27 protein-coding genes are annotated in these 24,378 nt (G+C 65.4%); 10 read left to right on the top strand and 17 right to left on the bottom strand.

The features are described from left to right. Positions 1-167 precede the first annotated feature (167 nt). Complete coding sequence (locus ACVWY6_RS05525) at positions 168-521, top strand: ArsR/SmtB family transcription factor (protein ID WP_033335928.1); 354 nt, start codon at positions 168-170, stop codon at positions 519-521. After that, positions 518-931 (top strand): Fur family transcriptional regulator, encoded by a 414-nt coding sequence (locus ACVWY6_RS05520; protein ID WP_457536566.1) that lies wholly within the window; start codon positions 518-520, stop codon positions 929-931. Before ACVWY6_RS05525 ends, ACVWY6_RS05520 begins: the two co-directional genes overlap by 4 nt. A 29-nt stretch (positions 932-960) precedes the next feature. Here the strand turns inward: ACVWY6_RS05520 and ACVWY6_RS05515 are convergent, their stop codons facing one another. The 15 genes from ACVWY6_RS05515 to hrcA all read right to left on the bottom strand — a co-directional run bounded on the left by ACVWY6_RS05515 (position 961) and on the right by hrcA (position 14,861). Then, the gene (locus tag ACVWY6_RS05515) at positions 961-1,365 is read right to left on the bottom strand and encodes a hypothetical protein (protein ID WP_457536564.1); all 405 of its coding nucleotides are present in this window, start codon (positions 1,363-1,365) and stop codon (positions 961-963) included. Next, positions 1,358-2,131: an isoprenyl transferase gene (locus ACVWY6_RS05510; RefSeq protein ID WP_120802956.1), complete on the bottom strand. Its 774-nt coding sequence runs from the start codon at positions 2,129-2,131 to the stop codon at positions 1,358-1,360. Before ACVWY6_RS05510 ends, ACVWY6_RS05515 begins: the two co-directional genes overlap by 8 nt. Positions 2,132-2,162: 31 nt before the next feature. Beyond that, positions 2,163-2,990 (bottom strand): DNA repair protein RecO, encoded by an 828-nt coding sequence (gene recO / locus ACVWY6_RS05505; RefSeq protein WP_030171823.1) that lies wholly within the window; start codon positions 2,988-2,990, stop codon positions 2,163-2,165. 76 nt (positions 2,991-3,066) lie between these two features. Next, positions 3,067-4,110: a fused (3R)-hydroxyacyl-ACP dehydratase subunits HadA/HadB gene (locus ACVWY6_RS05500; protein ID WP_457536562.1), complete on the bottom strand. Its 1,044-nt coding sequence runs from the start codon at positions 4,108-4,110 to the stop codon at positions 3,067-3,069. Next, on the bottom strand, positions 4,107-4,997 hold the full coding sequence (locus ACVWY6_RS05495; RefSeq protein WP_457536560.1) for a cyclopropane mycolic acid synthase family methyltransferase: 891 nt from the start codon (positions 4,995-4,997) through the stop codon (positions 4,107-4,109). Before ACVWY6_RS05495 ends, ACVWY6_RS05500 begins: the two co-directional genes overlap by 4 nt. 201 nt (positions 4,998-5,198) lie before the next feature. Further along, the gene (locus ACVWY6_RS05490; protein ID WP_457536558.1) at positions 5,199-6,533 is read right to left on the bottom strand and encodes a YhgE/Pip domain-containing protein; all 1,335 of its coding nucleotides are present in this window, start codon (positions 6,531-6,533) and stop codon (positions 5,199-5,201) included. Between the two features lie 33 nt (positions 6,534-6,566). Further along, positions 6,567-7,493: a GTPase Era gene (gene era, locus ACVWY6_RS05485; protein WP_030171836.1), complete on the bottom strand. Its 927-nt coding sequence runs from the start codon at positions 7,491-7,493 to the stop codon at positions 6,567-6,569. Continuing rightward, positions 7,490-7,846, bottom strand: coding sequence for a cytidine deaminase (locus ACVWY6_RS05480; RefSeq protein ID WP_457536556.1), 357 nt, complete (start codon positions 7,844-7,846; stop codon positions 7,490-7,492). Before ACVWY6_RS05480 ends, era begins: the two co-directional genes overlap by 4 nt. Continuing rightward, positions 7,843-9,243: a hemolysin family protein gene (locus tag ACVWY6_RS05475; protein WP_457536554.1), complete on the bottom strand. Its 1,401-nt coding sequence runs from the start codon at positions 9,241-9,243 to the stop codon at positions 7,843-7,845. The genes ACVWY6_RS05480 and ACVWY6_RS05475 overlap by 4 nt, the downstream gene beginning before the upstream one ends. Before the next feature lie 6 nt (positions 9,244-9,249). Continuing rightward, entirely contained in the window at positions 9,250-9,804 is a 555-nt protein-coding gene (gene ybeY / locus ACVWY6_RS05470; protein WP_457536552.1) for an rRNA maturation RNase YbeY, read from the bottom strand. Between the two features lie 34 nt (positions 9,805-9,838). After that, positions 9,839-10,840 carry a PhoH family protein gene (locus tag ACVWY6_RS05465; protein WP_457536911.1) on the bottom strand — a complete coding sequence of 334 codons (1,002 nt, stop codon included), beginning with the start codon at positions 10,838-10,840 and terminating at the stop codon, positions 9,839-9,841. A gap of 175 nt (positions 10,841-11,015) precedes the next feature. After that, positions 11,016-11,771 (bottom strand): alpha/beta hydrolase family protein, encoded by a 756-nt coding sequence (locus ACVWY6_RS05460; protein WP_457536550.1) that lies wholly within the window; start codon positions 11,769-11,771, stop codon positions 11,016-11,018. 11 nt (positions 11,772-11,782) lie between these two features. Continuing rightward, positions 11,783-12,550: a 16S rRNA (uracil(1498)-N(3))-methyltransferase gene (locus ACVWY6_RS05455; RefSeq protein WP_457536548.1), complete on the bottom strand. Its 768-nt coding sequence runs from the start codon at positions 12,548-12,550 to the stop codon at positions 11,783-11,785. A 26-nt stretch (positions 12,551-12,576) separates the two neighbouring features. Further along, positions 12,577-13,734, bottom strand: coding sequence for a molecular chaperone DnaJ (dnaJ, locus tag ACVWY6_RS05450; RefSeq protein ID WP_023953972.1), 1,158 nt, complete (start codon positions 13,732-13,734; stop codon positions 12,577-12,579). A gap of 92 nt (positions 13,735-13,826) precedes the next feature. Continuing rightward, complete coding sequence (gene hrcA, locus ACVWY6_RS05445) at positions 13,827-14,861, bottom strand: heat-inducible transcriptional repressor HrcA (protein WP_030171876.1); 1,035 nt, start codon at positions 14,859-14,861, stop codon at positions 13,827-13,829. A gap of 92 nt (positions 14,862-14,953) precedes the next feature. On the opposite strand from hrcA, the gene ACVWY6_RS05440 reads away from it, so the two are divergent. Beyond that, on the top strand, positions 14,954-15,379 hold the full coding sequence (locus ACVWY6_RS05440) for a type II toxin-antitoxin system VapB family antitoxin (protein ID WP_030171878.1): 426 nt from the start codon (positions 14,954-14,956) through the stop codon (positions 15,377-15,379). Here ACVWY6_RS05440 and hemW read toward each other — a convergent pair. Next, positions 15,291-16,463 carry a radical SAM family heme chaperone HemW gene (hemW, locus tag ACVWY6_RS05435; protein ID WP_062799734.1) on the bottom strand — a complete coding sequence of 391 codons (1,173 nt, stop codon included), beginning with the start codon at positions 16,461-16,463 and terminating at the stop codon, positions 15,291-15,293. The genes ACVWY6_RS05440 and hemW overlap by 89 nt on opposite strands. Before the next feature lie 67 nt (positions 16,464-16,530). On the opposite strand from hemW, the gene ACVWY6_RS05430 reads away from it, so the two are divergent. The 6 genes from ACVWY6_RS05430 (at position 16,531) to ACVWY6_RS05405 (ending at position 22,840) form a co-directional block, all read left to right on the top strand. After that, positions 16,531-17,082, top strand: coding sequence for an ion channel (locus ACVWY6_RS05430; RefSeq protein WP_457536546.1), 552 nt, complete (start codon positions 16,531-16,533; stop codon positions 17,080-17,082). A 359-nt stretch (positions 17,083-17,441) separates the two neighbouring features. Next, positions 17,442-19,142: a nitrite/sulfite reductase gene (locus ACVWY6_RS05425; RefSeq protein WP_116914856.1), complete on the top strand. Its 1,701-nt coding sequence runs from the start codon at positions 17,442-17,444 to the stop codon at positions 19,140-19,142. Further along, positions 19,139-19,870, top strand: coding sequence for a phosphoadenylyl-sulfate reductase (locus ACVWY6_RS05420; RefSeq protein ID WP_457536543.1), 732 nt, complete (start codon positions 19,139-19,141; stop codon positions 19,868-19,870). The genes ACVWY6_RS05425 and ACVWY6_RS05420 overlap by 4 nt, the downstream gene beginning before the upstream one ends. Continuing rightward, complete coding sequence (gene cysD, locus ACVWY6_RS05415) at positions 19,867-20,805, top strand: sulfate adenylyltransferase subunit CysD (RefSeq protein ID WP_038252058.1); 939 nt, start codon at positions 19,867-19,869, stop codon at positions 20,803-20,805. Before ACVWY6_RS05420 ends, cysD begins: the two co-directional genes overlap by 4 nt. After that, positions 20,805-22,100 (top strand): sulfate adenylyltransferase subunit 1, encoded by a 1,296-nt coding sequence (locus ACVWY6_RS05410; protein ID WP_023953986.1) that lies wholly within the window; start codon positions 20,805-20,807, stop codon positions 22,098-22,100. The genes cysD and ACVWY6_RS05410 overlap by 1 nt, the downstream gene beginning before the upstream one ends. After that, positions 22,097-22,840 carry a sirohydrochlorin chelatase gene (locus ACVWY6_RS05405; RefSeq protein ID WP_457536541.1) on the top strand — a complete coding sequence of 248 codons (744 nt, stop codon included), beginning with the start codon at positions 22,097-22,099 and terminating at the stop codon, positions 22,838-22,840. Before ACVWY6_RS05410 ends, ACVWY6_RS05405 begins: the two co-directional genes overlap by 4 nt. Here the strand turns inward: ACVWY6_RS05405 and ACVWY6_RS05400 are convergent. Beyond that, positions 22,833-23,435, bottom strand: a complete 603-nt coding sequence (locus tag ACVWY6_RS05400) for a TetR/AcrR family transcriptional regulator (protein WP_457536539.1) — start codon at positions 23,433-23,435, stop codon at positions 22,833-22,835. The genes ACVWY6_RS05405 and ACVWY6_RS05400 overlap by 8 nt on opposite strands. A gap of 68 nt (positions 23,436-23,503) precedes the next feature. On the opposite strand from ACVWY6_RS05400, the gene ACVWY6_RS05395 reads away from it, so the two are divergent. Beyond that, on the top strand, positions 23,504-24,343 hold the full coding sequence (locus ACVWY6_RS05395) for an alpha/beta fold hydrolase (RefSeq protein WP_457536537.1): 840 nt from the start codon (positions 23,504-23,506) through the stop codon (positions 24,341-24,343). Positions 24,344-24,378: the final 35 nt, after the last annotated feature.

Below are 24,378 nucleotides of genomic sequence, written 5' to 3'. Positions count from 1 at the left end.
GCGGCCGGGACACGGCCGCGGACGTCCTGGCCGAGCGCGCCACGTTTGACATAGCGTCCAACGCATATGAAAATGGTTGTCAAGAGCTTTCGTTCGTTCGAACCCCGGGAGTAGTCGTGACAACCCAACCCCTCAGCGGCCGTTCCGCCGGTACCGGCCAATCAGAGATGGCTGCTGCCGCGGGAACAGTCAGGCCATCCGCCGAGAACCGTGTCGACAAACAGGTCCTCGACGCTGCCGGCGAATTGCTCCGCGCGCTGTCGGCTCCTGTCCGGATCGCGATCGTTCTCGAACTGCTCTCCGGCGGACGATGCGTACACGAACTCGTAGGTGCATTGTCGGTACCGCAGCCGCTGATCAGCCAGCATCTACGGGTGCTCAAATCGGCGGGCGTCGTCGAGGGCCGCCGTTCGGGCCGAGAGGTGCTGTACACGCTCGTCGACGACCACCTCGCGCACATCGTCACCGATGCGATCGCACACGCGACCGAGGAGTCCACGAACGGTGAGGCCCGGCCATGAGCTCAGGCACCGAACAGCGTCCGGTCACCGGCGTCCGATCCACCAGGCAGCGCAGCGCCATCGCCGAATTGCTCTCGGGCAGCGACGAATTCCGGTCCGCGCAGGACCTCCACGATCAGCTCAAGGCCTCCGGACAATCCATCGGGCTGACAACGGTGTATCGCAACCTGCAGGCCTTGGCCGACGCCGGTCAGGTCGATGTGCTGCGGACCGATTCGGGCGAATCGGTATACCGGCATTGCTCGTCGAACGATCACCATCACCACCTGGTCTGTCGCGAGTGCGGCACCACCGTGGAGGTGCAGGCCGACGTCGTCGAACAGTGGGCCACCGAGGTCGCGGCCCAACACGGGTTCGTCGACATCAGTCACACGGTCGAGGTGTTCGGCCGCTGTAGCGCCTGCTCCTGAACCGGCCGTCGAAACAGCCGAGACACCGGTCATCCGCGGATCCGGGCACCCACCTCGGCCCCTACACCGAGCACCATCATCAGCATCGTGCGCAACGCTTCGTCGGACAGGGTGCCGGCCGGAAACGTGTAGTGCAACAACACATCTGCGGTCACTTCGTGCACCGCGAGTTTGACGGTGCCGAAATTGGACGATCCCGACGACTGCTCCACGTCGGCTCGGAGTTGATCGGTCACCGGTAGGTCCCACGCGAGCACCTGGGTCAGGGACAGCACGTCGAGTCCGGGCGCGAGAGACAAGGCACGCATCGAGACCACGGTGCCCTGAAAATACACGGTGAGCGAATCATCCTCGCCCGGCTGCACCGAAACCTCCGACGCCAGCACCTCGGCGGTTCGCGCGATGAGTCCGGCCTCGCCCTGCGCCTCAGGCACCGGAAGACCCCGGCACGCCACCGAAACGTCGGTCGCGGCTTGCGTATTCGACGCACGCATCCCACAGGTCCCGGCGATCGAAATCCGGGAACAGTTTGTGCTGATAGACCATCTCCGCGTAAGCCGATTGCCAGAGCAGGAAATTGGAGATGCGCTGTTCCCCGGAGGGGCGCAGGAACAGATCCACGTCCGGCATGTCGGGTTCATCGAGATAACGCGCGAAGGAGGCCTCGGTGATGCGTTCGGGGTCCAGCGTTCCGGCGGCTGCGCGACGGGCGATCTCGCGGGCGGCATCTGCGATCTCTGCCCGGCCGCCGTAGTTGACGCACATCGTCAAGGTCATGGTGGTGTTGTCCTTGGTCAGCTCCTCGGCGACCTCGAGCTCACGAATGACGCTGCGCCACAGCCGTGGTCGTCGTCCGGCCCAGCGCACACGCACACCCATCTCGTGCATCTCGTCGCGCCGACGCCTGATGACGTCGCGGTTGAAACCCATGAGGAAACGGACCTCGTCCGGACTGCGGCTCCAGTTCTCGGTGGAGAACGCGTACGCGGACAACCACCCGACACCCATCTCGATGCACCCGCAGACCGTGTCCATGAGCACCGCCTCGCCGCGCTTGTGGCCTTCGGTGCGCGGGAGACCGCGGTCGGTGGCCCAGCGGCCGTTTCCGTCCATGACGAGGGCGACGTGTTTGGGGACGAACTCGGCCGGTATCTCCGGAGGCCGAGCGCCCGACGGATGCGGGTCGGGCGGACGGATCACCCGTGATGTCGCATCAGCTGCGGCCTGTGCCTCAGCTTGCCGCGCCGCGCTGCGTCGTCGCTGGATCACTGATGTCCTTTCTGGCAGGGGCGATGGGCACGCCGGCGGGGATGAGCCCCCGGTGTGGCGCCTCGCGTTCGATCAGCGGCAGTGTGCGCAGCTGGCGTTCGAGATGCCATTGCAGATGCGCTGCGGTCAAACCGCTGGCCTGCCGCCGAGCCGATTCGGTGATCTCGGTGGTGTGTTCCCACTGGCCACGGTAGAGCGCATCCATCAGGTCGAGTACCCCGGGTGAAGGCGTCGCCGAACCGGGTGGGCGGCAGTGCACACAGACCGCACCGCCGGCCGCCACGTGAAAGGCACGGTGAGGCCCGGGATCACCGCAGCGCGCACAGTTCTCCAGCGCCGGCATCCAGCCGGCGAAATCCATCGCGCGCAACAAAAATGCGTCGAGTACGAGCTCTTTGGGCCGATCCGCCGCCGCGACCGCTCGCAACGCACCCACCGTCAACCTCTGGAGGCGGGCCGCCGGGGCCCGTTCTTCACCGGCCAGACGCTCCGCGGTCTCCAAGATCGCACAGGCCGTGGTGTACCGGCCGTAGTCGGAGACGATGGCCGAGGCGAACGTGTCGAGACTGTAGACCTGGGTGACGATGTCGAGGTTGCGACCCGGGTGGAGCAACACGTCGACGTGCGCAAACGGTTCGAGCCGGGCACCGAACTTCGAGCGGGTACGCCGCACTCCTTTGGCGACGGCACGGACCAGCCCGTGCTCCTTGGTGAGCAGCGTGATGATGCGGTCGGCCTCGCCCAGCTTGTGCTGGCGGACGACCACCGCCTCATCCCGATACAACCTCACCCGGACATTGTTCCACCGGGCACCGACCTGCGTCCGATCCGACATGCCTCACCAGGCCCCCGATCGGGTCCGGCGATCACGCCAGTTGCACGATGGCCGTCGCCCTACCGAAGATGCGGCTTCCGCGAGCGGTGGCGTTGAGCACGATCGTGGCGGTCCGGGTCGACTCGTCGAGCTCTTTGATCTTGCCGGTGTAGGTCACTTCTGCCGGCGTGGTCGCCTCGACGAACACCGGCCGGGTGAAACGCACGCCGTACTCGATCACAGCCCCGGGGTCGCCCACCCATTCGGACAGATAGCCGCCGCCGAAGGCCATGGTGAGCATCCCGTGTGCGACGACGTTGTCGAGGCCGGCGAGATCGACCACCTGCTCGCTCCAGTGGATCGGGTTCTCATCACCCGACACCCCCGCATAGTTCACCAGATCGCCGCGGGCGACCTGCACGGTGCGGGCCGAGATCTCGTCACCGACGGAGACGTCGGCGAACCGCCGCTTGGGTTGCGGCGCAACGGAGTCGGCGACTTCCAGCGCGCCCGTGTCGTCCTCCACGAGATGCACGATCGACGAGCCGATCTCGCCGCCGGCCTCGGTGGCGGCACGCATCAAGATACCCTCCACGGCCTGGGCGATGTTCTCGTCGACAACCCCGCCCGAGCGGGCGACCGCGGTGGTCCACCCGGTCTGCACAAGGGCGCCGGTTTGATCCGACATGTCGGTTCTCAGGACAAACGAGTCCTGTCCGTGCCCGGCCCGGAAGGCATCGAGAGTGATCCGGCAGTTGATGTCGTCGCCCGCGCGCAACGGCCGATGCTGGCGGATGCGCTGTTCGGTCTGCAACACCTGGCTCAAGTCGTAGCCGGGCAGGAACTGCTCGAAGACACAGCGCTGCGATATGCCGCCCAGGATCGCGGTGAAGGTGACCGGCGCCACCAACCCCTCGTGTCCCAGAGCGCGCGCGACCCGCACGTCGTAATGCGCAAGGTGGTGGTCCTGCACTGCCCTGGCGAACTCCCGGATCTTCTCCCGCCCGACCTCATAGGTGTCGGACAGGCGGTAGGGCCGACCCAGGAGGGAGGTTGCCACGTCTGCGGTTGGAACCGCTTCTTGCTGCACGCTCATTGCTGCGCTGAAAGAGGCTGCTTCTTGGACAAACTGAATTGCATGACGTCGATATAGCCTTTCCGGAAATAGTCCACACATCCACTGAGGTATTTGACGTAGGTGTTGTACACCTCGGGTGAAGCGATGGCGATCGCCTGGTCTTTCTTCTCTTGCAGCGTGGCCGACCAGATCTCCAAAGTCCGCGCGTAGTGCTGCTGCAGAGGGTGGATCCGCTCGACGGCGAAGCCTGCGGCCTCCGCGCCGTCGACAACCCACTTGGGTTCGGGCAACTGACCTCCGGGGAAGATCTCGTTCTGGATGAATTGGGCGAACTCCAGCACTTCCCTGTTGATCGGGAGACCACGCGCACGGATGTCGTGACGATTGTATTGCGTGATGGTGTGCAGCAACATTCGACCGTCCGCGGGAAGAATGTTGCGACACTTGTCGAAGAATGCGTCATAGCGCTCACGCCGGAAATGTTCGAACGCGCCGATGCTGACGATCCGGTCGACCGGTTGGTCGAAGTCTTCCCAACCCTGCAGTCGCACTTCGGCACTGCGACCGGTGTTACCCCGCTGCTCGAGCAGCGATGCCACGTGGTCGTGCTGGTTCTGGCTCAACGTCAGTCCGATGACGTTGACGTCGTACTGGTCCAGTGCTCGCAACATCGTCGAACCCCAGCCACAACCGACATCGAGCAGAGTCATACCGGCCTGCAGATCGCATTTGCCCAGCGCAAGATCGACTTTCGCGCGCTGCGCCTCTTCGAGCGTCATACCGTCGCGTTCAAAATATGCGCAGCTATATGTCCTGGTCGGGTCGAGGAAAAGCTCGAAGAACTCGTCAGACAAGTCGTAATGAGCTTGGACGTCGTCATAGAAAGGAGTCAGGTCATTCGTCATCGCGGCATGGCCTTTCAGCGTTCGAACACGTGGAATTGCCGTGCCGCTGATTGGACACCGCGTCACCGGCATCAGCCGATGTCCCTACCGCTGCGGCGCATGCCCCGACTCACTCGCCGCCGTCACGGATTGAACGTGTTATTCCCCACTAAGCGACGGATCAAACGTCATTTAATCGCCAGTATTTGATACCACGCGTATTCAGATGGCTGATTTCGACGATTCCGCAAGGTGGCGAGGAGCCAATCCCCCGGGTGCACGCAGCCAGCCCTTGCGGTCGTACAACTGGGTCACCACGGCGCCCAGTACCAACCCGATGACCAGGCCCACGCCGGTCATCACCAGCGCTCGACCGAGCCCGGCAGAGAAGTTGACGTCGAAGTACAGGATCGCTCGCGTGCCCAGATACACCTGATGCATCGGTTCGAACCACGCGAGCCAATGGAACACCGAGGGGGTGGCCTCCAGCGGGACGGTGCCCCCCGAGGACGGCAGTCCCAGCACCACGAACACCACCATGTTCACCAGCAGACCAAAGGATCCGAGGGCCGCGGCCACCGACATGCACGTCACCCCGACCGCCGTGATCACCAGAACCCCGAACATCCAGAGGGCGAAGGCATTGGAGAGATCCATCCCGACCACTCGGCACACCAGCAGATATACCGACGCCAGAACCAGAGCGATCACGAACATGATCCACCACTTGATCACCAGGGTCCCCCACCGCGAGATCTTCAGCGGAGCCATCAGTCGATACAGGGGTCCGACCTCCATCGGACCGAAGCCGAGCATGCCGTCGACGAGGGTCTGCACGATCACCGACCCCGTGAACCCGGCGAGCACCAGCAGCAACGCAAAGTAGAACGCCGTCAGTCCGTTGCCGGCGTTGCCCGGGAGTGGATCAGCAGGGTCGATCCGGATGTCGATGGGAGCGGCCAACCCGAGCAGGGACGCTCCGGTCACGGTCAACCCGGCCTGTTTGGCCTGATCGATGACCCCGGCCGCCAACTGCTTGCCGAACGTGGTGTTGGCCTCGGTGAGAGCGGTATCCGCGTAGGCGGTGACTATCGAGGACGCGAGTGCGCCGGCACCCGGATTGGTCCAGACCTGGATCACCGGGCGATCGACCTGGGTGAAACCCACAGCCGATCCGGCGAACTCGATCGATGTCGAGGTGAAGTTCCGCGGGATGACAATCGCCCCATAGGCCTCGGCGTTGTCCAGACGGCGGAACGCGGTGTCCGAGTCGACCACCTCGAGATCGAATTTCTGTGTGTCCGAGCCCTTCTCGAGCCCAGACACGATCTGCGCGCCGAAGTTCTGCTCCGGTCCCTCGCCGCCCCCCGGCGCGGGCAACCGACCCCCGTCGTCCTCGTTCACCAAGAGCACCGGGAACTTCTCGAGGTGTTTCTGCGGGTCGGCCACCGAACCCACGTACGTCGCGGCCAGCAACGACATCAGCACCACCACCGCGCCGACGGGAACGAGCCAGAGCCACGGTGAACGGATTTTGCGCGCTACGTCCGGATCCATCGGGCTCCCTCGATCGTCGTTGTCGCGCGCCCGTCAGAAGCCGAGTCGTCCCAACTGCTTTGGGTCGCGCTGCCAGTCCTTGGCCACCTTCACATGAAGGTCCAAGTACACCTTGGCACCCAGTACTTTCTCGATCTGAACGCGGGCCACCGTGCCGACCTCTTTGAGTCGAGCACCCTTCTTCCCGATGATGATGCCCTTCTGGCTGTCGCGTTCCACGTACAAATTCGCGTGCACGTCGACCATCGGGATCTGCCCTTCCGGAGCCTCCCGTTCGATGATCTCCTCGATCACCACGGCGAGGGAATGGGGCAGCTCGTCGTGGATTCCCTCGAGTGCGGCCTCGCGGATGAACTCGGCCATCAAGGTGGTCTCGGGTTCGTCGGTCAATTCGCCGTCGGGGTAGTACGCCGGGCCCGGCTCCATCAATCCGCGTAGGACGTTGACGAGCACGTCCAATTGTTTGCCCTTGGCAGCGGAGATGGGCACCACCTCGCTGTCGGGCCCGAGCAGTTCGGACAATGCCATCAGCTGCTGAGCGACGCGGTCGGGTTTGACCTTGTCGATCTTTGTGACCAGGCCGACCACGGGCGTCTTCGGGGCCATCTCTTTGAGCTGCTGAGCGATCCAGCGATCCCCGGGCCCGATCTTCTCGTCGGCAGGGACACAGAATCCGATCGCGTCGACTTCCGAATACGTGTCGCGCACAAGGTCGTTCAGTCGCTTACCGAGGAGGGTGCGGGGCCGGTGCAAACCTGGGGTGTCCACCAGGATGAGCTGGGTGTCCTCGCGGTTCACGATGCCCCGGATGGTGTGCCGGGTGGTCTGCGGCCGGCTGGAGGTGATCGCGATCTTCTCCCCCACCAGCGCGTTGGTCAACGTCGATTTACCGGTGTTCGGCCGGCCGACAAAACAGACGAAACCCGACCGGAAGTCGGAGTCGCTCTCTGGAACACTCACGCTGGTACCGCCAGATGCCGGACATCGCCCGAAGAGTCCACTGCCAGCGCGTACGCCTTGGCGCTGACCTCGGTCAGCGGTGCCAGACCCGGATCCTCGCCCACATCGGCACCGGACGCGATGACCGCCGCCTCGAATCCCTCGGCGCCGCTGGCCACTGCCATCGCCACTGCCACCTGCAGCGCAGACAGCCGGAGCGAGGTGAGAGCGACGGGACCGGCGGCATACGTCCTGCCATCGGTGTCCCGTACCGCCGCGCCGGTGTCGCCGCCGGATCGAGCCATCGCACCCCGCGCCAACGTCAACAGTTTGCTGTCCTCGTCATCGAGTCCGGAAGCCGCTGGTCGGCTCATGACGCCTCCTCGTGTAGCTGGGTGGTGCGTTCTGCGGTGTCCGGCTGGTGGTCGGCCGTGTCGACGTTCTCGGCTTCGGGGACGTCGCGCTTCTTCTTCCGCTTCTTCTTCTTCTCGAGTTCTTTCTCGGGAACCCGGTGGACCACAACCGACGTGATCCGTACGCGCCCCTGCCGATTCGGCCCGCCCTCGGCGATCAACTCGAGTCCGTGCAATTCCACAACGGCTCCGGGCAGCGGAACCCGGCCGAGGACAAGGCCGAACAATCCACCGACGGTCTCCACGTCGTCTTCGTCGAACTCCACGTCGAACAACTCCGCGAGGTCCTGGACCGGCAGTCGCGACGACACCCGGTATCCGTCCGTGCCGTCGTCGAGAGCCTCGATGGGCGGGGTTTCGTCGGTGTCGTACTCGTCGTTGATCTCGCCCACGATCTCCTCGAGCACATCCTCGATGGTCACCAGACCGGCGATACCGCCGTACTCGTCGACCAACAGCGCCATGTGATTGCGACTGCGCTGCATGTCGGCGAGCACCTTGTCCAGGGGCTTGGAATCGGGGATGAACTCGGCTTCGCGCATCAGTTCGCGTACTTCCACCGCAGTCGGCTGAGCCGGTGGAAGTCCGCGCTGCACCAGGTCTTTGAGGTACACCACCCCAAGAACGTCGTCGGGGTTCTCGCCGATCACCGGCAGACGGGAATGTCCCGACCGTACGGCCAGCGACGTGGCCTGGGCAGCGGTCTTCGTCGCCTCGATCCACACCATCTCACCGCGGGGAACCATCACCTCGCGTGCGCTGGTGTCGCCGAGGTCGAACACCGACTGGATCATGCGTCGTTCGCCCGCGGCCACGACACCGGTGAGCTCGGCCATGTCGACCACCTCACGCAACTCGACCTCGGTGGCGAACGGTCCGTTGCGAAAGCCCTTTCCGGGGGTGATCGCGTTACCGAGAGCGATCAGCAGCCGGGTCAGCGGGGTGAGCAGCACCCCGATGATCTGCAGGACAGCCGCGGAGTTCACCGCGAACGAGTAGGCGTTCTGGCTGCCGAGGGTGCGTGGGCCCACTCCGATCACCACGTAGCTGACCACTGCCATCACGCCGATGGCCACCACGACACCCCAGGGGGTACCGAGCACCTCGACGGCGTATCCGGCGGCGAAAACCGTTGCAGCAGTTTCGCAGACGATGCGCAGCAGCACGGTCAGAGCAACGTACTTGGACCGATCGGTGAGCACGTCGCGGAGCCGGCGAGCGCCAGGACGGCCGTCTTTGACCAGGTCCTCGACCCGCGCGGGCGACACCGTCACGAGTGCGTTGTCGATGGCCGCGAAGACGCCGCCGATCGATACCAGCGCAACAGCGGCGATCAGCGGGGCTATATCAGCGGGCACTGGTGATCAGCTTCCCTCGGGGGTCGGTGAGTCGTCGTCGAAACCGGTGCTGTGCAGCAGCTTCGCGTCTCGCTGGGCCATCCGGGCGGCACGGGCGCGAGCGCGCCGGTCGTCATACCAGTCTTCGATGATCTGGCCCTGTAGACCGAACATCGCCTTCTCTTCGTCGGGCTCGGCATGGTCGAAGCCGAGGAGGTGCAGCACGCCGTGCACGGTGAGGATGGACAATTCGTGGTCGGTGGAGTGCCGGGCGGTCGCGGCCTGCTCCGCCGCGAACTCCGGACACAGCACGATGTCACCGAGCATCGAAGGCCCTGGTCCTGCGGTGTCGGGGCGTCCGCCCGGACTCAGTTCGTCCATCGGGAAGCTCATCACGTCGGTGGGACCGGGCAGGTCCATCCAGCGCATGTGCAGCTCTGCCATCGTCTCGCTGTCGACCAGCACCATCGACAACTCGGCCGCCGGATGTACATCCATGCGGCCGAGCGCGAAGGTGGCGACGTCGATGAGCATTTCTTCGGGCACCTCGATGCCGGACTCGTTGGAGACCTCGATACTCACAGGTCTCCGCCCGTCGTTCGGGGTGAGTCCGCGTTCATCGGTGACGCCCGCCGGCTGCGGCACGGCGCTGTGCGCGATTGCCGTGCAAGTCTGCCGCTGCCTCATCTCGGCCATAGGCGTCGACGATGTCGGACACCAGGCGATGGCGTACGACGTCGGCGCTGGTGAGGTGCGAGAAGAAGATGTCGTCGATGTTCTCGAGGATGCGGCTTGCTGCACGCAGCCCACTCTCGGAGTTGCCCGGCAGGTCCACCTGGGTCACGTCGCCCGTCACCACGATCTTCGACCCGAAGCCGAGCCGGGTGAGGAACATCTTCATCTGTTCGGCCGTGGTGTTCTGCGCCTCGTCGAGAATGATGAACGCGTCGTTCAGGGTGCGGCCACGCATGTAGGCCAGCGGTGCCACCTCGATGACCCCGGCTTCCATCAGTTTCGGGATCGCCTCGGGATCCATCATGTCGTGGAGGGCGTCGTGCAGTGGCCGCAGATACGGGTCGATCTTCTCGTGCAAGGTGCCCGGCAGGAACCCCAGACGCTCGCCGGCCTCGACCGCAGGACGGGTCAGGATGATCCGGCTCACCTCTTTGGCCTGCAACGACTGCACAGCCTTGGCCATCGCGAGGTAGGTCTTGCCGGTACCGGCCGGACCCATCCCGAAGACGATGGTGTTCTTGTCGATGGCGTCGACGTAGTGCTTCTGGTTGAGCGTCTTGGGCCGGATGGTCTTGCCGCGCCTGGAGATGATGTCCAGACTCAGCACCTCCGCAGGCGAAGCCCCCGACCCGTCGGTCAGCATGCCGACGCTGTGGCGGACGAGGTCCGGCGTCAACGGGGTTCCGCGCCGCACCACCGAGGACAGTTCTGCGAGAACGCGCTCGGCGATCGCCACGTCGGCGGGTTCTCCGGTCAACTTCACGGCATTGCCACGTACATGGATGTCGGCGGTCAGATCGGACTCGAGCTGCTTCAGATTCTTGTCACCAGCGCCCAGCAGTCCGAAGATGACATCCGGTGACACTTCGAGGGTTGTTGTCACCGTTGTACGCGCCGATGTCCCGTCCGCGTCGTCGCTGGTTCGGGTCGCGCTGTTGTCATCTCTCACGAAGTTCTTTTCTCCTGCTCTGCCGCTGGGTTCGATTGATTCTACGTCGATGAAACGCCCGGTTTCACGTCAATATTTCGCCTGCTCGCCGAAGGCGGACCTCGCGCCGTCAGATACCGAGTACCCGGACCGTCTCCCGATGACCCCTGCTGCGCGGATTGACGAACACGTCATGACCCTCACCGGGGACCACGATCAGTTCGGCCGACTGGCCGTAGTGCACCACGCGGTGCACATAGTCGCGACTCACCTCGACCGGCACGGACTCATCGAGTTCGCCGTGGATCGCCACGACATGGGCGGGAAAGGGAGCCTGCTCCGCCGGCGAGGCGTCGCGGTAGAGCTGCGGCGCCTGCTTGATCGAAGCCCCCATCAGCGCACGCAGTGACGGGCGTCCGGCGCGTCCACCCGACTGCAGATCGAGCGGTGCTGCTTGCGCGATCACCGTCGAGATCGCTGCTCTCTTGGTCACGGCGCCCAGCTGGGCCACGGCCCACACCCCGAGCTGGCCGCCCGCCGAGTGTCCGATGACGGTGACCCGCGACCAGTCGGCCGCGGACGCGATGTGCTCGGGCAAGGCGTATCGGACCGGGCCGTCGAGCGCGGAGATCGCGGCGACGACGTCGTTGCCCGTGCGTGGCCATCCGCCGCCTTCTTCCCCGACGCGGCGGTACTCGATGTTCCAGACCACAGCTCCGCGGGCGGCGAGATCGCGAGCGATGGCGGTCTCGATGGTGAGCCCGAACTCGGTGCTCCAGTAGCCGCCGTGCACGAGGACGATGACCGGCACACCGTTCTCGGCGGGCGATGTCGGCAGATAGACGTGACCGAACTGCGAATTACGCTCGCCGTAGGCAAGTTTCACCCTTTTGACCCTCACCTCCACGGCGTGCCCACCGCCCAACGCGGGGTCAGCGCGCCGATGGCACCGAGCGCGACCGCTGCGGCACTGGAGGTGCGCAGCACCTCGGGTCCGAGCAGGACCGCGACCGCACCGACCGACACGAGGGCATCGATTTCCGAATCGTCCAGTCCGCCTTCGGGTCCCACGATCAGCATGATCTCCGCAGCGCTCGACAGGTCCAGCGCGGCAAGGCTCGTCCGGGCACTCTCGTGCAGGACCGCGACGATGCCGCCGGCAGCGACGACCTGTTGTGCGCGTGCCACGACGTCCCGCGTCGCCGCCAGGTCTTCCACCTCCGGGATGAAGGCCCGCCGGCTCTGCTTGGCCGCCGACCGAGCGGCCGCTCGCCACTTCGCCACACCCTTGTCCGCTTTGGGCCCAACCCATTTCGCCACGCAGCGCGCGCTCTGCCACGGCACGATCGCGTCGGCGCCGGCCTCGGTGGCGAGGTCGACAGCGAGCTCGGATCGTTCAGATTTGGGCAGGGCCTGCACCACGGTCACCCGCGGTCGCGGCGCGGACCTGCCGACGTGATCGAGTACCCGCGCCTGAAGCGACGCCTTGCCCTCGGTCGTGATCACCTCGGCCAGCCCGGAGGTCCCCATACCGTCGGCCACGATGATGCGTTCGCCCGGCGAAACCCGGGTGACGGTGACGGCATGGCGACCCTCGTCGCCGTCCACGGTGGCGATCTCCCCGGCAGGCGGCACGGTGCCGACCCAGAACAGCGGCGGACTCATGACGGCGTTCTCGGCACGGCCCTGCGTCAGCGCCCGGCGAAGGCGTTACGCAGCCGCGAGAACAGTCCCCCGGTGTTCGACGACCCGGCGTGCACCAGTTCGATCTGGTCCTCGAGTGTCAGCTTCCGGAACTCCTTGAGACGCTTGGTCTGTTGCGAATCGAGACGCGTCGGCACCACCACGTCGAGGTGCACATGCAGGGTGCCGCGCACCCCGGTGTGCAGGTGCGGCATTCCCTGACCACGGATCTTGGCGATCTGGCCCGGCTGCGTTCCGGGTTCGATGACCACGCGGGTGGAGCCGCCCAGGATCGTGTCGATGTCGATCTCGCCACCGAGGGCGGCGTCGACCATCGGGACGCGAACGGTGCAGTGCAGATCGTCGCCGTCGCGGACGAACACGCTGTGTTGCTTCTCCTGAACCTCCACGTAGAGGTCGCCGGCAGGACCGCCACCGGGCCCCACCTCGCCCTGGCCGACGAGACGAACCCGCATGCCATCGGCGACACCAGCGGGGATCTTGACCGTGAGGGTGCGGCGCGAGCGCACTCGTCCGTCACCACCGCATTTGTGACACGGATCGGGAATGGTCTCACCGGCGCCCCCACAGGTGGGGCATGGCCGCGACGTCATCACCTGGCCGAGGAACGAGCGTTGCACCGACTGCACTTCGCCTGCGCCACGGCAGGTTTCACACACGACGGGCTTGCTGTTTCCGTTTGTGCCCGACCCGGTGCACACGTCGCAGAGAATTGCCGTGTCGACCGTCACCTCTTTGCTGACACCCGCCGCGCACTCGTCGAGGTCGAGTCGCATCCGCAGCAGCGCATCGGAACCTGCTTGGACGCGACCACGCGGACCCCGTCCGCCGCCGCCTCCCGCGCCACCGAAGAACGCCTCGAAGACGTCGCCGAGGCCACCGGTGAACCCGCCATTGCCGAAGCCCCCGAAGCCACCGGCGCCTGCCGATTCGAGCGGGTCACCGCCGGCATCCACGATTCGCCGCTTCTCGGGGTCGGTCAGCACCTCGTAGGCGGCGGTCACGTCCTGGAAGCGGTTCTGGGCCGACTCATCGGGGTTGACGTCGGGGTGCAATTCGCGCGCCAACTTGCGGTACGCGCGTTTGATTTCCTGGTCGCTGGCGCCTCTGTCCACACCAAGGATCCCGTAGTAGTCACGTGCCACGGCGATGCATTTTCCGTTCTTTGATTCATCTCCGGGAGCACCGAGCAGGCGCGTCCGGATGGGTTGTTCAGGTCAGTGTGCGGCGTTGCACGTCATCGATCGGCGAGTACCTCGCCGACGTATCTGGCAACGGCGGCGACGGACGCGATCGTTCCCGGATAGTCCATCCGGGTCGGTCCGAGCACGCCGAGACCACCGAACACAGTGCCCGAGGCACCGTACCCGGTGGAAACCACGGCGGTGCCACGCAGGTTCTCTTCTCGGGTCTCCTCGCCGATCTGCACCGTGACGGTGCCGGTGTTCTGTGTGGCGGCCAGCAGTTTGAGGACCACCACCTGCTCTTCGAGCGCTTCGAGGACCGATCCCATGGCGCCGGCCATCGGCGCGAAATCGGCGGCGGCCCGGGTCAGATTGGAGGTGCCACCCATCAGCAGCCGATCGGCCGATCGCTCGACCAGTGTCTCCACCAGGACGGTCGCGACCCTGATGAACGGCTGACGCAGGTCTTCGGGCGCCTTGTTGGCCAGCTCCGCGACCGCGTGGGAGGCGACCTCGAGCCGCTGACCGTTCAGCGCGGCACCGAACATGTCGCGCAGCCGGCTGATGTCTTCGTCGTTCAGGTCGGAGCCGAGGTCGACGATGCGCTGTTCGACACGGCCGGTGTCGGTGATCACCACCAGCAGCAACCGCGCCGGGGTCAGTGCGACCACCTCGAGGTGACGGACCGAGGACGACGAGAGCACCGGGTACTGGATCACCGCGACCTGCCGCGTGAGTTGCGCCAGCAACTGCACCGACCGCCGGAGTACGTCGTCGAGGTCGACGCCGGAATCGAGGAAGCTGAGGATCGTGCGCCGCTCCACCGGTGACAGCGGCTTCACCTCGCTGATGCGGTCGACGAACAGGCGGTATCCCTTGTCCGTCGGAACGCGGCCGGAGCTGGTGTGCGGCTGGGTGATGTACCCCTCGGCCTCCAGGACGGCCATGTCGTTGCGGACGGTGGCGCTGGACACACCGAGGTGGTGGCGATCGACCAGTGCCTTGGAGCCGATCGGCTCCTGCGTCGCGACATAGTCGGTGACGATGGCGCGAAGTACTTCGAAACGACGTTCATCGGTGCTCGACATGAGCAGTTCACCTCCAGCCCTCGGCTTTGGACAATGGGCACTTCACAGCATTCATCAAGTCTACGGCGACGGAGAACCGATACGGTGAACCGGTGATTTTCAAGGGCGTCCGCGACGGGAAGCCGTACCCGGACCATCAGTTGTCCATTCGCGATTGGGCCAAGATCCCCCCGCGCCAGTTGCGGCTCGATCAGCTCATCACCGTCACCACGGTGCTCGCGCTGGACAAGCTGCTCTCGGAGGACTCGACCTTCTACGGAGACCTGTTCGCACACGCCGTGCGCTGGCAGGGCGACATCTATCTCGAGGACGGTCTGCATCGCGCAGTCCGGTCGGCGTTGCGCAACCGGCACGTCATCCATGCACGACTACTCGACCTGGACAACGTGTCCGAACTCACCCGCGAACCGAGTACCGGTGTCGAGAGTGTCAGCCCGCCAACAGGTCACGGACCACGCCATCAGCCAGCAGACGTCCACGGTTGGTCAGAACCAGGGACGATCCGACCCGTTCGGTGAGCCCGTCGGAGATCGTTCGCGCGGCCCGCTGTTGCTCGTCGGGACGGAGTTCGGACCACGCGAGCCCGACCGAACGGCGGATCGACAGCATCACCCGTTCAGTGTGCTGATCGTCCGGAGTCAGCTGTTCGTGGCCGGCAACCGGTAGTTCCGCGGCGGCCACCGCGGCGGCATACCTGGCCGGGTGTTTGTGGTTCCACCAGCGGACCCCCGCGACGTGCGAGTGCGCCCCGGGCCCGGCACCCCACCAGTCGGCGCTGTCCCAGTAGCCGAGATTGTGCCGACAGAACGCGTCGGGCACCGAGGTTCGCGCCCAGTTCGACACCTCGTACCACCGAAGTCCCGCGGCCGAGAGGCGCTCGTCGATCATCTCGTACCGGCTCGCGAGCACGTCGTCATCGGGAGCAGGCAGCTCTCCCCGACGTACCCGGCGGGCCAGGGCGGTGCCATCTTCGACGATCAGCGCGTATGCCGACACGTGGTCGACCCCGGCATCGAGAACCGCATCGAGGGACGAGGCGAGATCCTCGTCGCGCTCTCCGGGGGTGCCGTAGATCAGATCGAGGTTCACATGCCCGAGCCCGGCGGCCCTGGCCTCACGCGCGGCGGTGACGGCCCGGCCGGGGGTGTGCGTGCGGTCCAGCACTGCGAGAACGTGACCCGCGGCCGATTGCATGCCCAGTGACACGCGGGTGAACCCGGCCGCGAGGATGCCCTCGAAGAATTCGGGCGACGTCGATTCGGGATTCGATTCGGTGGTGATCTCGGCCCCCGGCGCGATGTCGAAGTGAGTCCGCACCGATGCCATGACGCGCCCCAAACCCTCCGCGCCCAGCAGGGATGGGGTCCCACCGCCGACGAAGATCGTCGACACGGGCCTCGACGGATCGAGGTGCGTCGCCGCCATCGACAGTTCACCGTCGAGTGCGGAGAGCCACTGCTCCGGTGATGAGCTGCTGCCCAGCTCGCCGGGTGTGTAGGTGTTGAAGTCGCAGTAGCCGCACCGCGTCGCGCAGAACGGGACATGGATGTAGAGCCCGAGAGGGGTCTCGGATCGCGACTTCGGGATGAAGGTGTTCGGCATCGTGGTTCGATCATCCCAGTACCGGCGGCAAACATCAGAATCAGCGCAACTGGTGAGGGGCGAATCCATGACGGGACCCGGTGGGTCGGGCGACTTCATCCAACTGCCGAAGAGCCTGATCGTCTGGGCGATGGTGCGGTCGGTCGGCACGGTCGTGGTCTATCTGGCGGCGTACTTCGCGGTGCCGTGGACGGTGCTCGACGGCTATGGGGCGGTGATCCTGGTGGCGGCGTTCCTGGTGGTCGCGGCCCTGACAGCCGTCTGGCAGATCGGGCGGATCCTGCGGGCTCCAGCGCCCGCGGTCCAGGCGATCGAAGCTCTCGCGATCATCGCCCCGCTCTACCTGCTGGGCTTCGCACTCGGATACTTCATGCTGTCGGCGAGTGACCCTGCGCAGTTCAGCGAGCCGCTGTCCCGGATGAGCTCGCTCTACTTCACCCTCTCGGTGTTCGCGACCGTGGGCTTCGGGGACATCACCGCGGCCGTCGATCTGACCCGCGCGATCGTGACGGTTCAGATGGTCCTCAACCTCATCGTCGTCGGCGTGGGCATCAAGGTCATCGTCGCGGCCGTCCAGTGGAGCAGGACAAAGAAGAAAGAATCTGGCGGGGAGGAATGACCACGACTCGACCGGTGTTGACACCTGAATACGTCGGCGTCGACCGCGCCGACGGACTTCGGCTCAGAGTGAGCCAAAGTAATCCCAAGTAGACGCATCGAGGAAGGCCGTGGCACTATGGGCGACGTGACTTCTCAAGGGGTGTGGCTCGCGATGCGACGGCACATCGATCTCAAGCGCGTATGCAGCGCTTTCTGTCTTAACTGACAAGCGGCACAACCCACGGTCCACAGCCCGGACCGCAGATGGTGACAAGCCCGCGCCACGCTCTTCCCTTGTACCAAGCCTTTGCAGGACTCCCGGGTGCCTCGAGCCCTGAATCACCCATGCTGCCCGGAGTCCGCCAGACAGGAGAATCAATGACGTCGACCGCAGACGCCCCCGGCAAACCGGCGCGGCGGGCACGTCCGACGAAGCGCCGCGCCGAGGGCCAATGGAAACTCGGATACCGGGAGCCGCTCAACCCCAACGAGCAGGCCAAGAAGGACGACAATCCGCTCAACGTCCGCGCCCGCGTCGAGAACATCTATTCCAAGCAGGGCTTCGATTCGATCGACAAACAGGATCTGCGAGGCCGGTTGCGTTGGTGGGGTCTCTACACCCAGCGCGCCGAAGGTTATGACGGCACCTGGACCGGTGACGACAACATCGACCTCCTCGAGGCCCGCCATTTCATGATGCGGGTCCGCTGCGACGCCGGCGCACTGACTGCCGAGCAATTGCGCACGATCGGTCAGATCTCCACCGAATTCGCTCGCGATACAGCAGATCTCTCCGATCGTGAGAACGTCCAGTACCACTGGATCGAGATCGAGAACGTCCCCGAGATCTGGCAACGACTCGAGGCCGTCGGCCTCAAGACCACCGAGGCGTGCGGGGATTGCCCCCGCGTGGTGCTAGGTTCCCCGCTCGCCGGTGAGGCCGTGGACGAGATCCTCGACCCCACACCCGCGATCGACGAGATCGTCCGCCGGTACATCGGCGACCCGAAGTACTCGAACCTCCCCCGCAAGTTCAAGACGGCGATCTCCGGCCTGCAGGACGTAGCCCACGAGATCAACGACGTCGCCTTCATCGGCGTCAACCATCCCGAGCACGGGCCCGGACTCGACCTGTGGGTCGGCGGCGGGCTCTCCACCAACCCGATGCTGGCGCAGCGGGTCGGTGCGTGGGTCGCACTCGACGACGTCCCGGATGTCTGGGAAGGCGTGGTCTCGCTGTTCCGCGACTACGGCTACCGGCGTCTGCGCACCAAGGCCCGGCTGAAGTACCTGCTCAAGGACTGGGGCATCGAGAAGTTCCGCCAGGTGCTCGAGGACGAATACCTGGGCCGCAAGCTGATCGACGGACCGGCGCCTGCCCCGCTCACCGCACCGCGCGACCACGTGGGTGTGCAGAAGCTGAAGAACGGCCTCAACTCCGTCGGGTTCGCGGCCATCGCCGGACGTGTGTCGGGCTCCAAGCTCACCGCTGTCGCCGATGCCGCAGCCCGGGTCGGCTCCGACCGCATCCGCTTCACCCCGTACCAGAAGCTGGTTGTTCTCGACGTCGCCGACGACAAGGTCGAGCAGCTCATCTCCGAACTCGCGCCTCTCGGGCTGATCGCCAGGCCGTCGCCCTGGCGGCGCAACCTGATGGCATGTTCGGGCATCGAGTTCTGCAAGTTGTCGTTCACCGAGACGCGTAAACGGTCGCAGGTGCTGGTGCCCGAGTTGGAGTCGCGGCTCGCCGACATCAACGACCAGCTCGACGTCCCGATCACGGTGAACATCAACGGCTGCCCCAACTCGTGCGCCCGCGCACAGATCGCCGACATCGGATTCAAGGGCATGCTGGTCGAGGACGCCGATGGCAACACCGTGGAAGGCTTCCAGGTTCACCTCGGCGGCAGCCTCGGTCAGGATTCGGCATTCGGCCGCAAACTCCGTCAGCACAAGGTGCTCTCCGGAGAGATCGGTGACTACATGGACCGCGTGGTCCGCAATTTCGTGAAGCAACGCAGTGACGGTGAGCGTTTCGCCCAGTGGGCGGTTCGCGCCGACGAGGAGGATTTGCGATGAGTACCGCAGTTCGCAGTGAGACGGAGTTGCGCGATCTGGCGGCGGAAGGTGCAGCACTGCTGGGCCCGGACGCCTCAGCACACGACCTGATGCGCTGGACCGCAGACACTTTCGGCACCGATTTCATCGTCGCGTCCAACATGCAGGATGCGGTGCTCGTGGACGTTGCGGCCTCTGCCGTCACCCCCGAGCAGTTGAACGGCAGCAAACTCAAGGTGCTGTTTCTCGACACCGGCTATCACTTCGCCGAGACCCTCGGCACCCGCGACGCCGTCGAACAGGTCTACGGCGTCGAGATCGTGAACGCCAAAGCCGAGCAGAGCGTCGCCCAGCAGGATGCGGTCGTGGGACGAAACCTGTTCGCCTCGAATCCCGGCGAGTGCTGCCGGTTGCGCAAGGTGGTGCCGCTCAAACGTGAGCTGTCGGGATACCGGGCCTGGGTCACCGGCATTCGCCGAGTGGAGTCCCCCACCCGCGCCAACGCGCCTCTGATCTCCTTCGACGAGGCGTTCGGGTTGGTGAAGATCAATCCGATCGCCGCCTGGACCGACGACGAGTTCCAGGACTACATCGACCGCAAGGGCGTACTGGTCAATCCCCTTGTGGACGAGGGATATCCGTCGATCGGATGCGCTCCCTGCACCACCAAGCCGATCAACGGCGCCGATCCCCGAAGTGGCCGATGGGCCGGACTGGCCAAGACAGAATGCGGGTTGCACGCGTCATGACAATCGACCAGAACACCGACGTACTGCCCATCGAGACCGCGGATGAGTTCAGCACTCTCGACGCCCTCGAGTCCGAGGCGATCCACATCTTCCGGGAGGTGGCAGGCGAGTTCGAACGCCCGGTGATCCTGTTCTCCGGAGGCAAGGACTCGACGGTGCTGCTGCACGTCGCACTCAAGGCGTTCTGGCCTGCGCCACTGCCGTTTTCACTGCTGCACGTCGACACGGGGCACAACCTGCCCGAGGTGCTGCAGTTCCGTGACGACGTGGTGGAGCGGCACAGCCTGCGCCTGCACGTCGCCAAGGTCGAGGACTACCTTGCCGATGGCAGGCTGACCGAACGCCCCGACGGCATCCGGAATCCGCTGCAGACCGTTCCCCTTCTCGACGCGATCACCGAGAACCGGTTCGACGCCGTGTTCGGTGGCGCCCGCCGGGACGAGGAGCGTTCGCGCGCCAAGGAGCGGATCTTCTCGCTCCGCAACGCCTTCGGGCAGTGGGATCCCAAGCGCCAGCGGCCCGAACTGTGGAACCTCTACAACGGCAAGCACGCACCCGGCGAGCACGTTCGCGTGTTCCCGTTGTCGAACTGGACCGAACTGGACGTGTGGCGGTACATCGCCCGCGAGCAGGTGCTCCTCCCCTCGATCTACTACGCGCACGAGCGCGAGGTCTACTCACGCGACGGCATGTGGATGACGCCCGGACCCTGGGGCGGACCCGCCGACGGTGAGCAGATCCAGAAGCTCTCTGTCCGGTACCGGACAGTGGGCGACGGATCGACCACCGGGGCCGTGTTGTCCGACGCCTCCGACAACGAGGCCGTCCTGGCCGAGGTCGCGGCATCGCGCCTGACCGAACGCGGTGCCACCCGCGGCGACGACCGGGTCTCGGAGGCCGCGATGGAAGACCGTAAGCGCGAGGGATATTTCTGATGAGTGCTTCACCTGATCTGCTGCGTCTGGCCACTGCCGGCAGTGTGGACGACGGCAAGTCGACGCTCGTCGGCCGGTTGCTGTACGACACCAAGTCCGTGCTGGCCGACCAGATCGACGCGGTCACCCGCGCCTCGGTCGACAAGGGCCTCGATCAACCGGACCTGTCGCTGCTCGTCGACGGTCTGCGCGCCGAGCGCGAACAGGGCATCACCATCGATGTCGCCTACCGCTACTTCGCCACACCGACGCGTTCGTTTGTGCTGGCCGACACGCCAGGGCATGTGCAGTACACCCGCAACACGGTGTCCGGCGCGTCCACTGCCGGCCTGGTCATCCTGCTCGTTGATGCCCGCAAGGGTGTCATCTCGCAGACCCGTCGGCATGCTGCGGTGATGGCCTTGCTGGGTGTGCCCCGACTTGTGTTGGCAGTCAACAAGATCGACCTGGTCGACGACCCGGAAAAGGTGTTCGGCGAGATCCGGACCCAGTTCACCGACATGACGACCTCGCTCGGTTGGAGTGCCGATCGGGTCGTTTCGATCCCGGTGTCGGCGCTACACGGCGACAACGTCGCCGTGCGTTCGGACAACACGCCCTTCTACGACGGACCGACACTGATCGAGCACCTCGAGTCCGTGCCCGTCGAAGACGACCGCAAGCCGGTCGGTTTCCGCTTCCCTGTGCAGTACGTGATCCGACCCCGCACACCTGAGTACCCCGACTACCGGGGATACGCCGGACAGGTCGCCGCCGGACGGGTCACCGTCGGCGACGAGGTGGTTGTCCTGCCTTCGGGCACGCGCACCACCGTCGAACGCATCGACACCGCGGACGGTTCACTGCAGTCCGCACACACCGGTCGCAGCGTGACCGTGCTCCTCGCGGACGACGTCGACGTATCCCGTGGTGACGTGATCGCCGCAGTCGCCGATGCGCCAGAACCCATTTCGCAGTTCAGTGCCACGGTCTGCTGGCTCGGCGACAAGGCTCTGCGCCCCGGTGCTCGACTGCTGCTCAAGCACGGCGCCCGCACCACCCAGGCCATCGTCGGCGAACTCGAGGTGCTGTTCGACGAGCAGGAACTGGTACTGCGCGATCAGCCCGAATCGCTGGAACTGAACCAGATCGGCCGGATCTCCGTGCAGACCGCACAGCCGATCAGCGCCGATGACTACAACACCAACCGCGAGACCGGCAGTTTCCTGTTGATCGACCCGCAGGGCGGCAACACCCTCGGCGCCGGACTGGTGGGCGACGCCCTGTCGCAGCTGCACCTGAAAGAACTTGTGTGACAACACTTGTGCTCGCCGCCCATGGCAGCCGCGACCCCCGGTTCGCGGCCACCATGGAACGGATCACCCACGGTGTCCGCACCCGGCTCCCCGGGGTCGATGTGCGCCTCGGCTACCTCGACCTCAATTCCCCGAGCGTCGCCGACGTCCTCACGGGCTGCACTGGCCGGGTGATGGTCGCTCCCCTGCTGCTGTCCAACGCTTTTCACAGCAAGGTCGATCTTCCGGCGATCGTCTCCGACGCCTGCGCCGCCAACCCCGACATCGAGGTCCGGCAGTTGCCGCCACTCGGAGATGATCCCCGGATCGTCAGCGCGCTGATCGGCCGGCTGGACCAGGCAGGCATCCGCGCCACCGACGGCGTCGTGTTGACCGCGGTCGGATCCAGCGATCCCACTGCCGACGAGGCCGTTCGGGCCCGCGCCGCAGAACTCGCCGTCCGGCTCCGGACACCGTTGGTGCAGACGGTCTTCGCGACCCGACTGGGCCGGGATCACAGCAATCTGCATCAGGCTCTACGGAGTCTGCGTCGCGGCGGTGCACGACGTGTTGTTGTCAGCCCGTATTTCTTGTCCGCAGGATTGCTGACCGAACGCGTCGACGCGGCCGTAGACCATCTTGCCCCGGGGTCTTTGATAGCCGGCCCGATCGGGGCTCATCCTGACCTGATCGACGTCGTGTGCGACCGCTTCCGCGACGCGACCATGGCCACCCCGGCTCCGTTCTCTGCGTTCAGATAGAACGCTTGGTCGCCGCTTTCTCGGTCAGCGGCACCCCTTGGTAAGTACCTGCCAAGGCCGCCCCGGCCGCGAGTAGTGGCGCGGTGTCGCGCAGGGTCCGGGTCATCACAAAGGCCCCCTCCAACGCGCAGATGATGGCGATGATGACCTCCCTCGCCGTGTCCGGATGGACGCCTCGACTCTCGAAGTACGCCGTTCCCAGCGTGATCCAGTCACCGAACACCGATGCTGCGGCCAACCGGAGCGATTCGTCGGCATTTGCGACCTCACCGGCAACGGTGGACACCGGACACATGTTCGCAAAACCGGTCTGCTCGATGTCCTCGGCAGCCAGGGCGAACGCCGCTCTGATGCCGTCTCCGAGGTCGGTCTGGTCAGCGAAGACCGCTGGGATGATCGCGGCGTAGGCGACGCCCGCGTTCACCAGTGCCTCACGGGCGATCTGCGTCTTGCCCTCGGGAAAGTGATGGTAGATGGACCCTATCGGCGCGCCGGAGCCGGCGACGATCTGCTTCATGCTCAGCGCTGCGTACCCGTGCACCCGCATCAGTTCGACCGCCGTGGTCAGGATCGTTTCGCGCGTTCCTCTTGCCATCAGCACCTCCGCGTCCCATACTAGAGCAATCGTTCTAGAACGATTGCTCTAGTACCGCGGAGGTCACCATGCAGACAGTGCAGCTGAGCGCAGGAACCATCGAGTACCGCGAGGTGGGAGATCCGGAAGGCCCTCCAGTGGTGCTCACCCACGGATTGCTGATGAACGACCACCAGTGGGATCTGGTGCTGCCACTCCTGCCTGACGGCTTCCGCTACCTGTTGCCTGTGCTGCCATTGGGCGGCCATCGCATCCCGATGGACCCCGATGCCGACCTGACGATGCCCGGAATGGTCGGCATCCTGTCCGAGTTCTTGGCGGCACTGAACTTGCAGCAGGTGACGCTGATCCTGAGCGACTGGGGCGGCCCGTTGTTCTTGCCCGAGCTCACGTCCGGTGAACGGATCACCCGCCTGGTGGTCTGCCCGGCCGAAGCGTACGACAACTTCCCACCGGGGTTCCCCGGCAAGGTGGTGAAGGTCGCGGTCTCGGTACCGGGCGGAATCCTGTTCGCGCTGCACCAGTTTCGCAACCGCTTCTTACGCCGGACTCCGATGGTCCTCGGGCTGATGGCAAAAAAACGCATTCCGGACGACATCATCGCGCAATGGACCGATCCCGGGGTGGCATCAGCCGACGTCCGCCGAGACGTACTGGCCTACTGCCGAACGAGATTCGACAAGGCAGCTCTGATCGCTGCAACCGAGAAACTGCGCGACTTCGCGGGGCCTGTGCTGATCATCTGGGCGCCGGAGACCAACGTGATGCGGCGCGAGCACGGGCAACAGCTCGCCGACCTGTTCCCCAAGGGCACCCTCGCCGAGGTCGACGACGCCTACGTCTTGATCATGCTCGATCAGCCCCAGCGCACCGCCGAGCTCATCGGTGAGTTCCTGGTGAGCACCTGACTCTCGCCCGGGGGCGTACACACGTGAAAACGACC

The organism is Williamsia sp. R60, from assembly GCF_054063855.1.
This window is presented reverse-complemented; position numbering and strand designations above follow the sequence as displayed.

Coding starts and splice junctions, on each gene's coding strand:
- ACVWY6_RS05430 (WP_457536546.1), top strand. CDS start 16,531: ATGACGGGACCCGGTGGGTCGGGCGACTTCATCCAACTGCCGAAGAGC.
- ACVWY6_RS05495 (WP_457536560.1), bottom strand. CDS start 4,997: ATGACGAATGACCTGACTCCTTTCTATGACGACGTCCAAGCTCATTAC.
- ACVWY6_RS05490 (WP_457536558.1), bottom strand. CDS start 6,533: ATGGATCCGGACGTAGCGCGCAAAATCCGTTCACCGTGGCTCTGGCTC.
- ACVWY6_RS05400 (WP_457536539.1), bottom strand. CDS start 23,435: ATGGCAAGAGGAACGCGCGAAACGATCCTGACCACGGCGGTCGAACTG.
- ACVWY6_RS05525 (WP_033335928.1), top strand. CDS start 168: ATGGCTGCTGCCGCGGGAACAGTCAGGCCATCCGCCGAGAACCGTGTC.
- ACVWY6_RS05480 (WP_457536556.1), bottom strand. CDS start 7,846: ATGAGCCGACCAGCGGCTTCCGGACTCGATGACGAGGACAGCAAACTG.
- ACVWY6_RS05420 (WP_457536543.1), top strand. CDS start 19,139: ATGAGTACCGCAGTTCGCAGTGAGACGGAGTTGCGCGATCTGGCGGCG.
- hemW (WP_062799734.1), bottom strand. CDS start 16,463: ATGCCGAACACCTTCATCCCGAAGTCGCGATCCGAGACCCCTCTCGGG.
- ACVWY6_RS05520 (WP_457536566.1), top strand. CDS start 518: ATGAGCTCAGGCACCGAACAGCGTCCGGTCACCGGCGTCCGATCCACC.
- ACVWY6_RS05425 (WP_116914856.1), top strand. CDS start 17,442: ATGACGTCGACCGCAGACGCCCCCGGCAAACCGGCGCGGCGGGCACGT.
- ACVWY6_RS05395 (WP_457536537.1), top strand. CDS start 23,504: ATGCAGACAGTGCAGCTGAGCGCAGGAACCATCGAGTACCGCGAGGTG.
- ACVWY6_RS05500 (WP_457536562.1), bottom strand. CDS start 4,110: ATGAGCGTGCAGCAAGAAGCGGTTCCAACCGCAGACGTGGCAACCTCC.
- ACVWY6_RS05455 (WP_457536548.1), bottom strand. CDS start 12,550: ATGAGTCCGCCGCTGTTCTGGGTCGGCACCGTGCCGCCTGCCGGGGAG.
- hrcA (WP_030171876.1), bottom strand. CDS start 14,861: ATGTCGAGCACCGATGAACGTCGTTTCGAAGTACTTCGCGCCATCGTC.
- cysD (WP_038252058.1), top strand. CDS start 19,867: ATGACAATCGACCAGAACACCGACGTACTGCCCATCGAGACCGCGGAT.
- ACVWY6_RS05410 (WP_023953986.1), top strand. CDS start 20,805: ATGAGTGCTTCACCTGATCTGCTGCGTCTGGCCACTGCCGGCAGTGTG.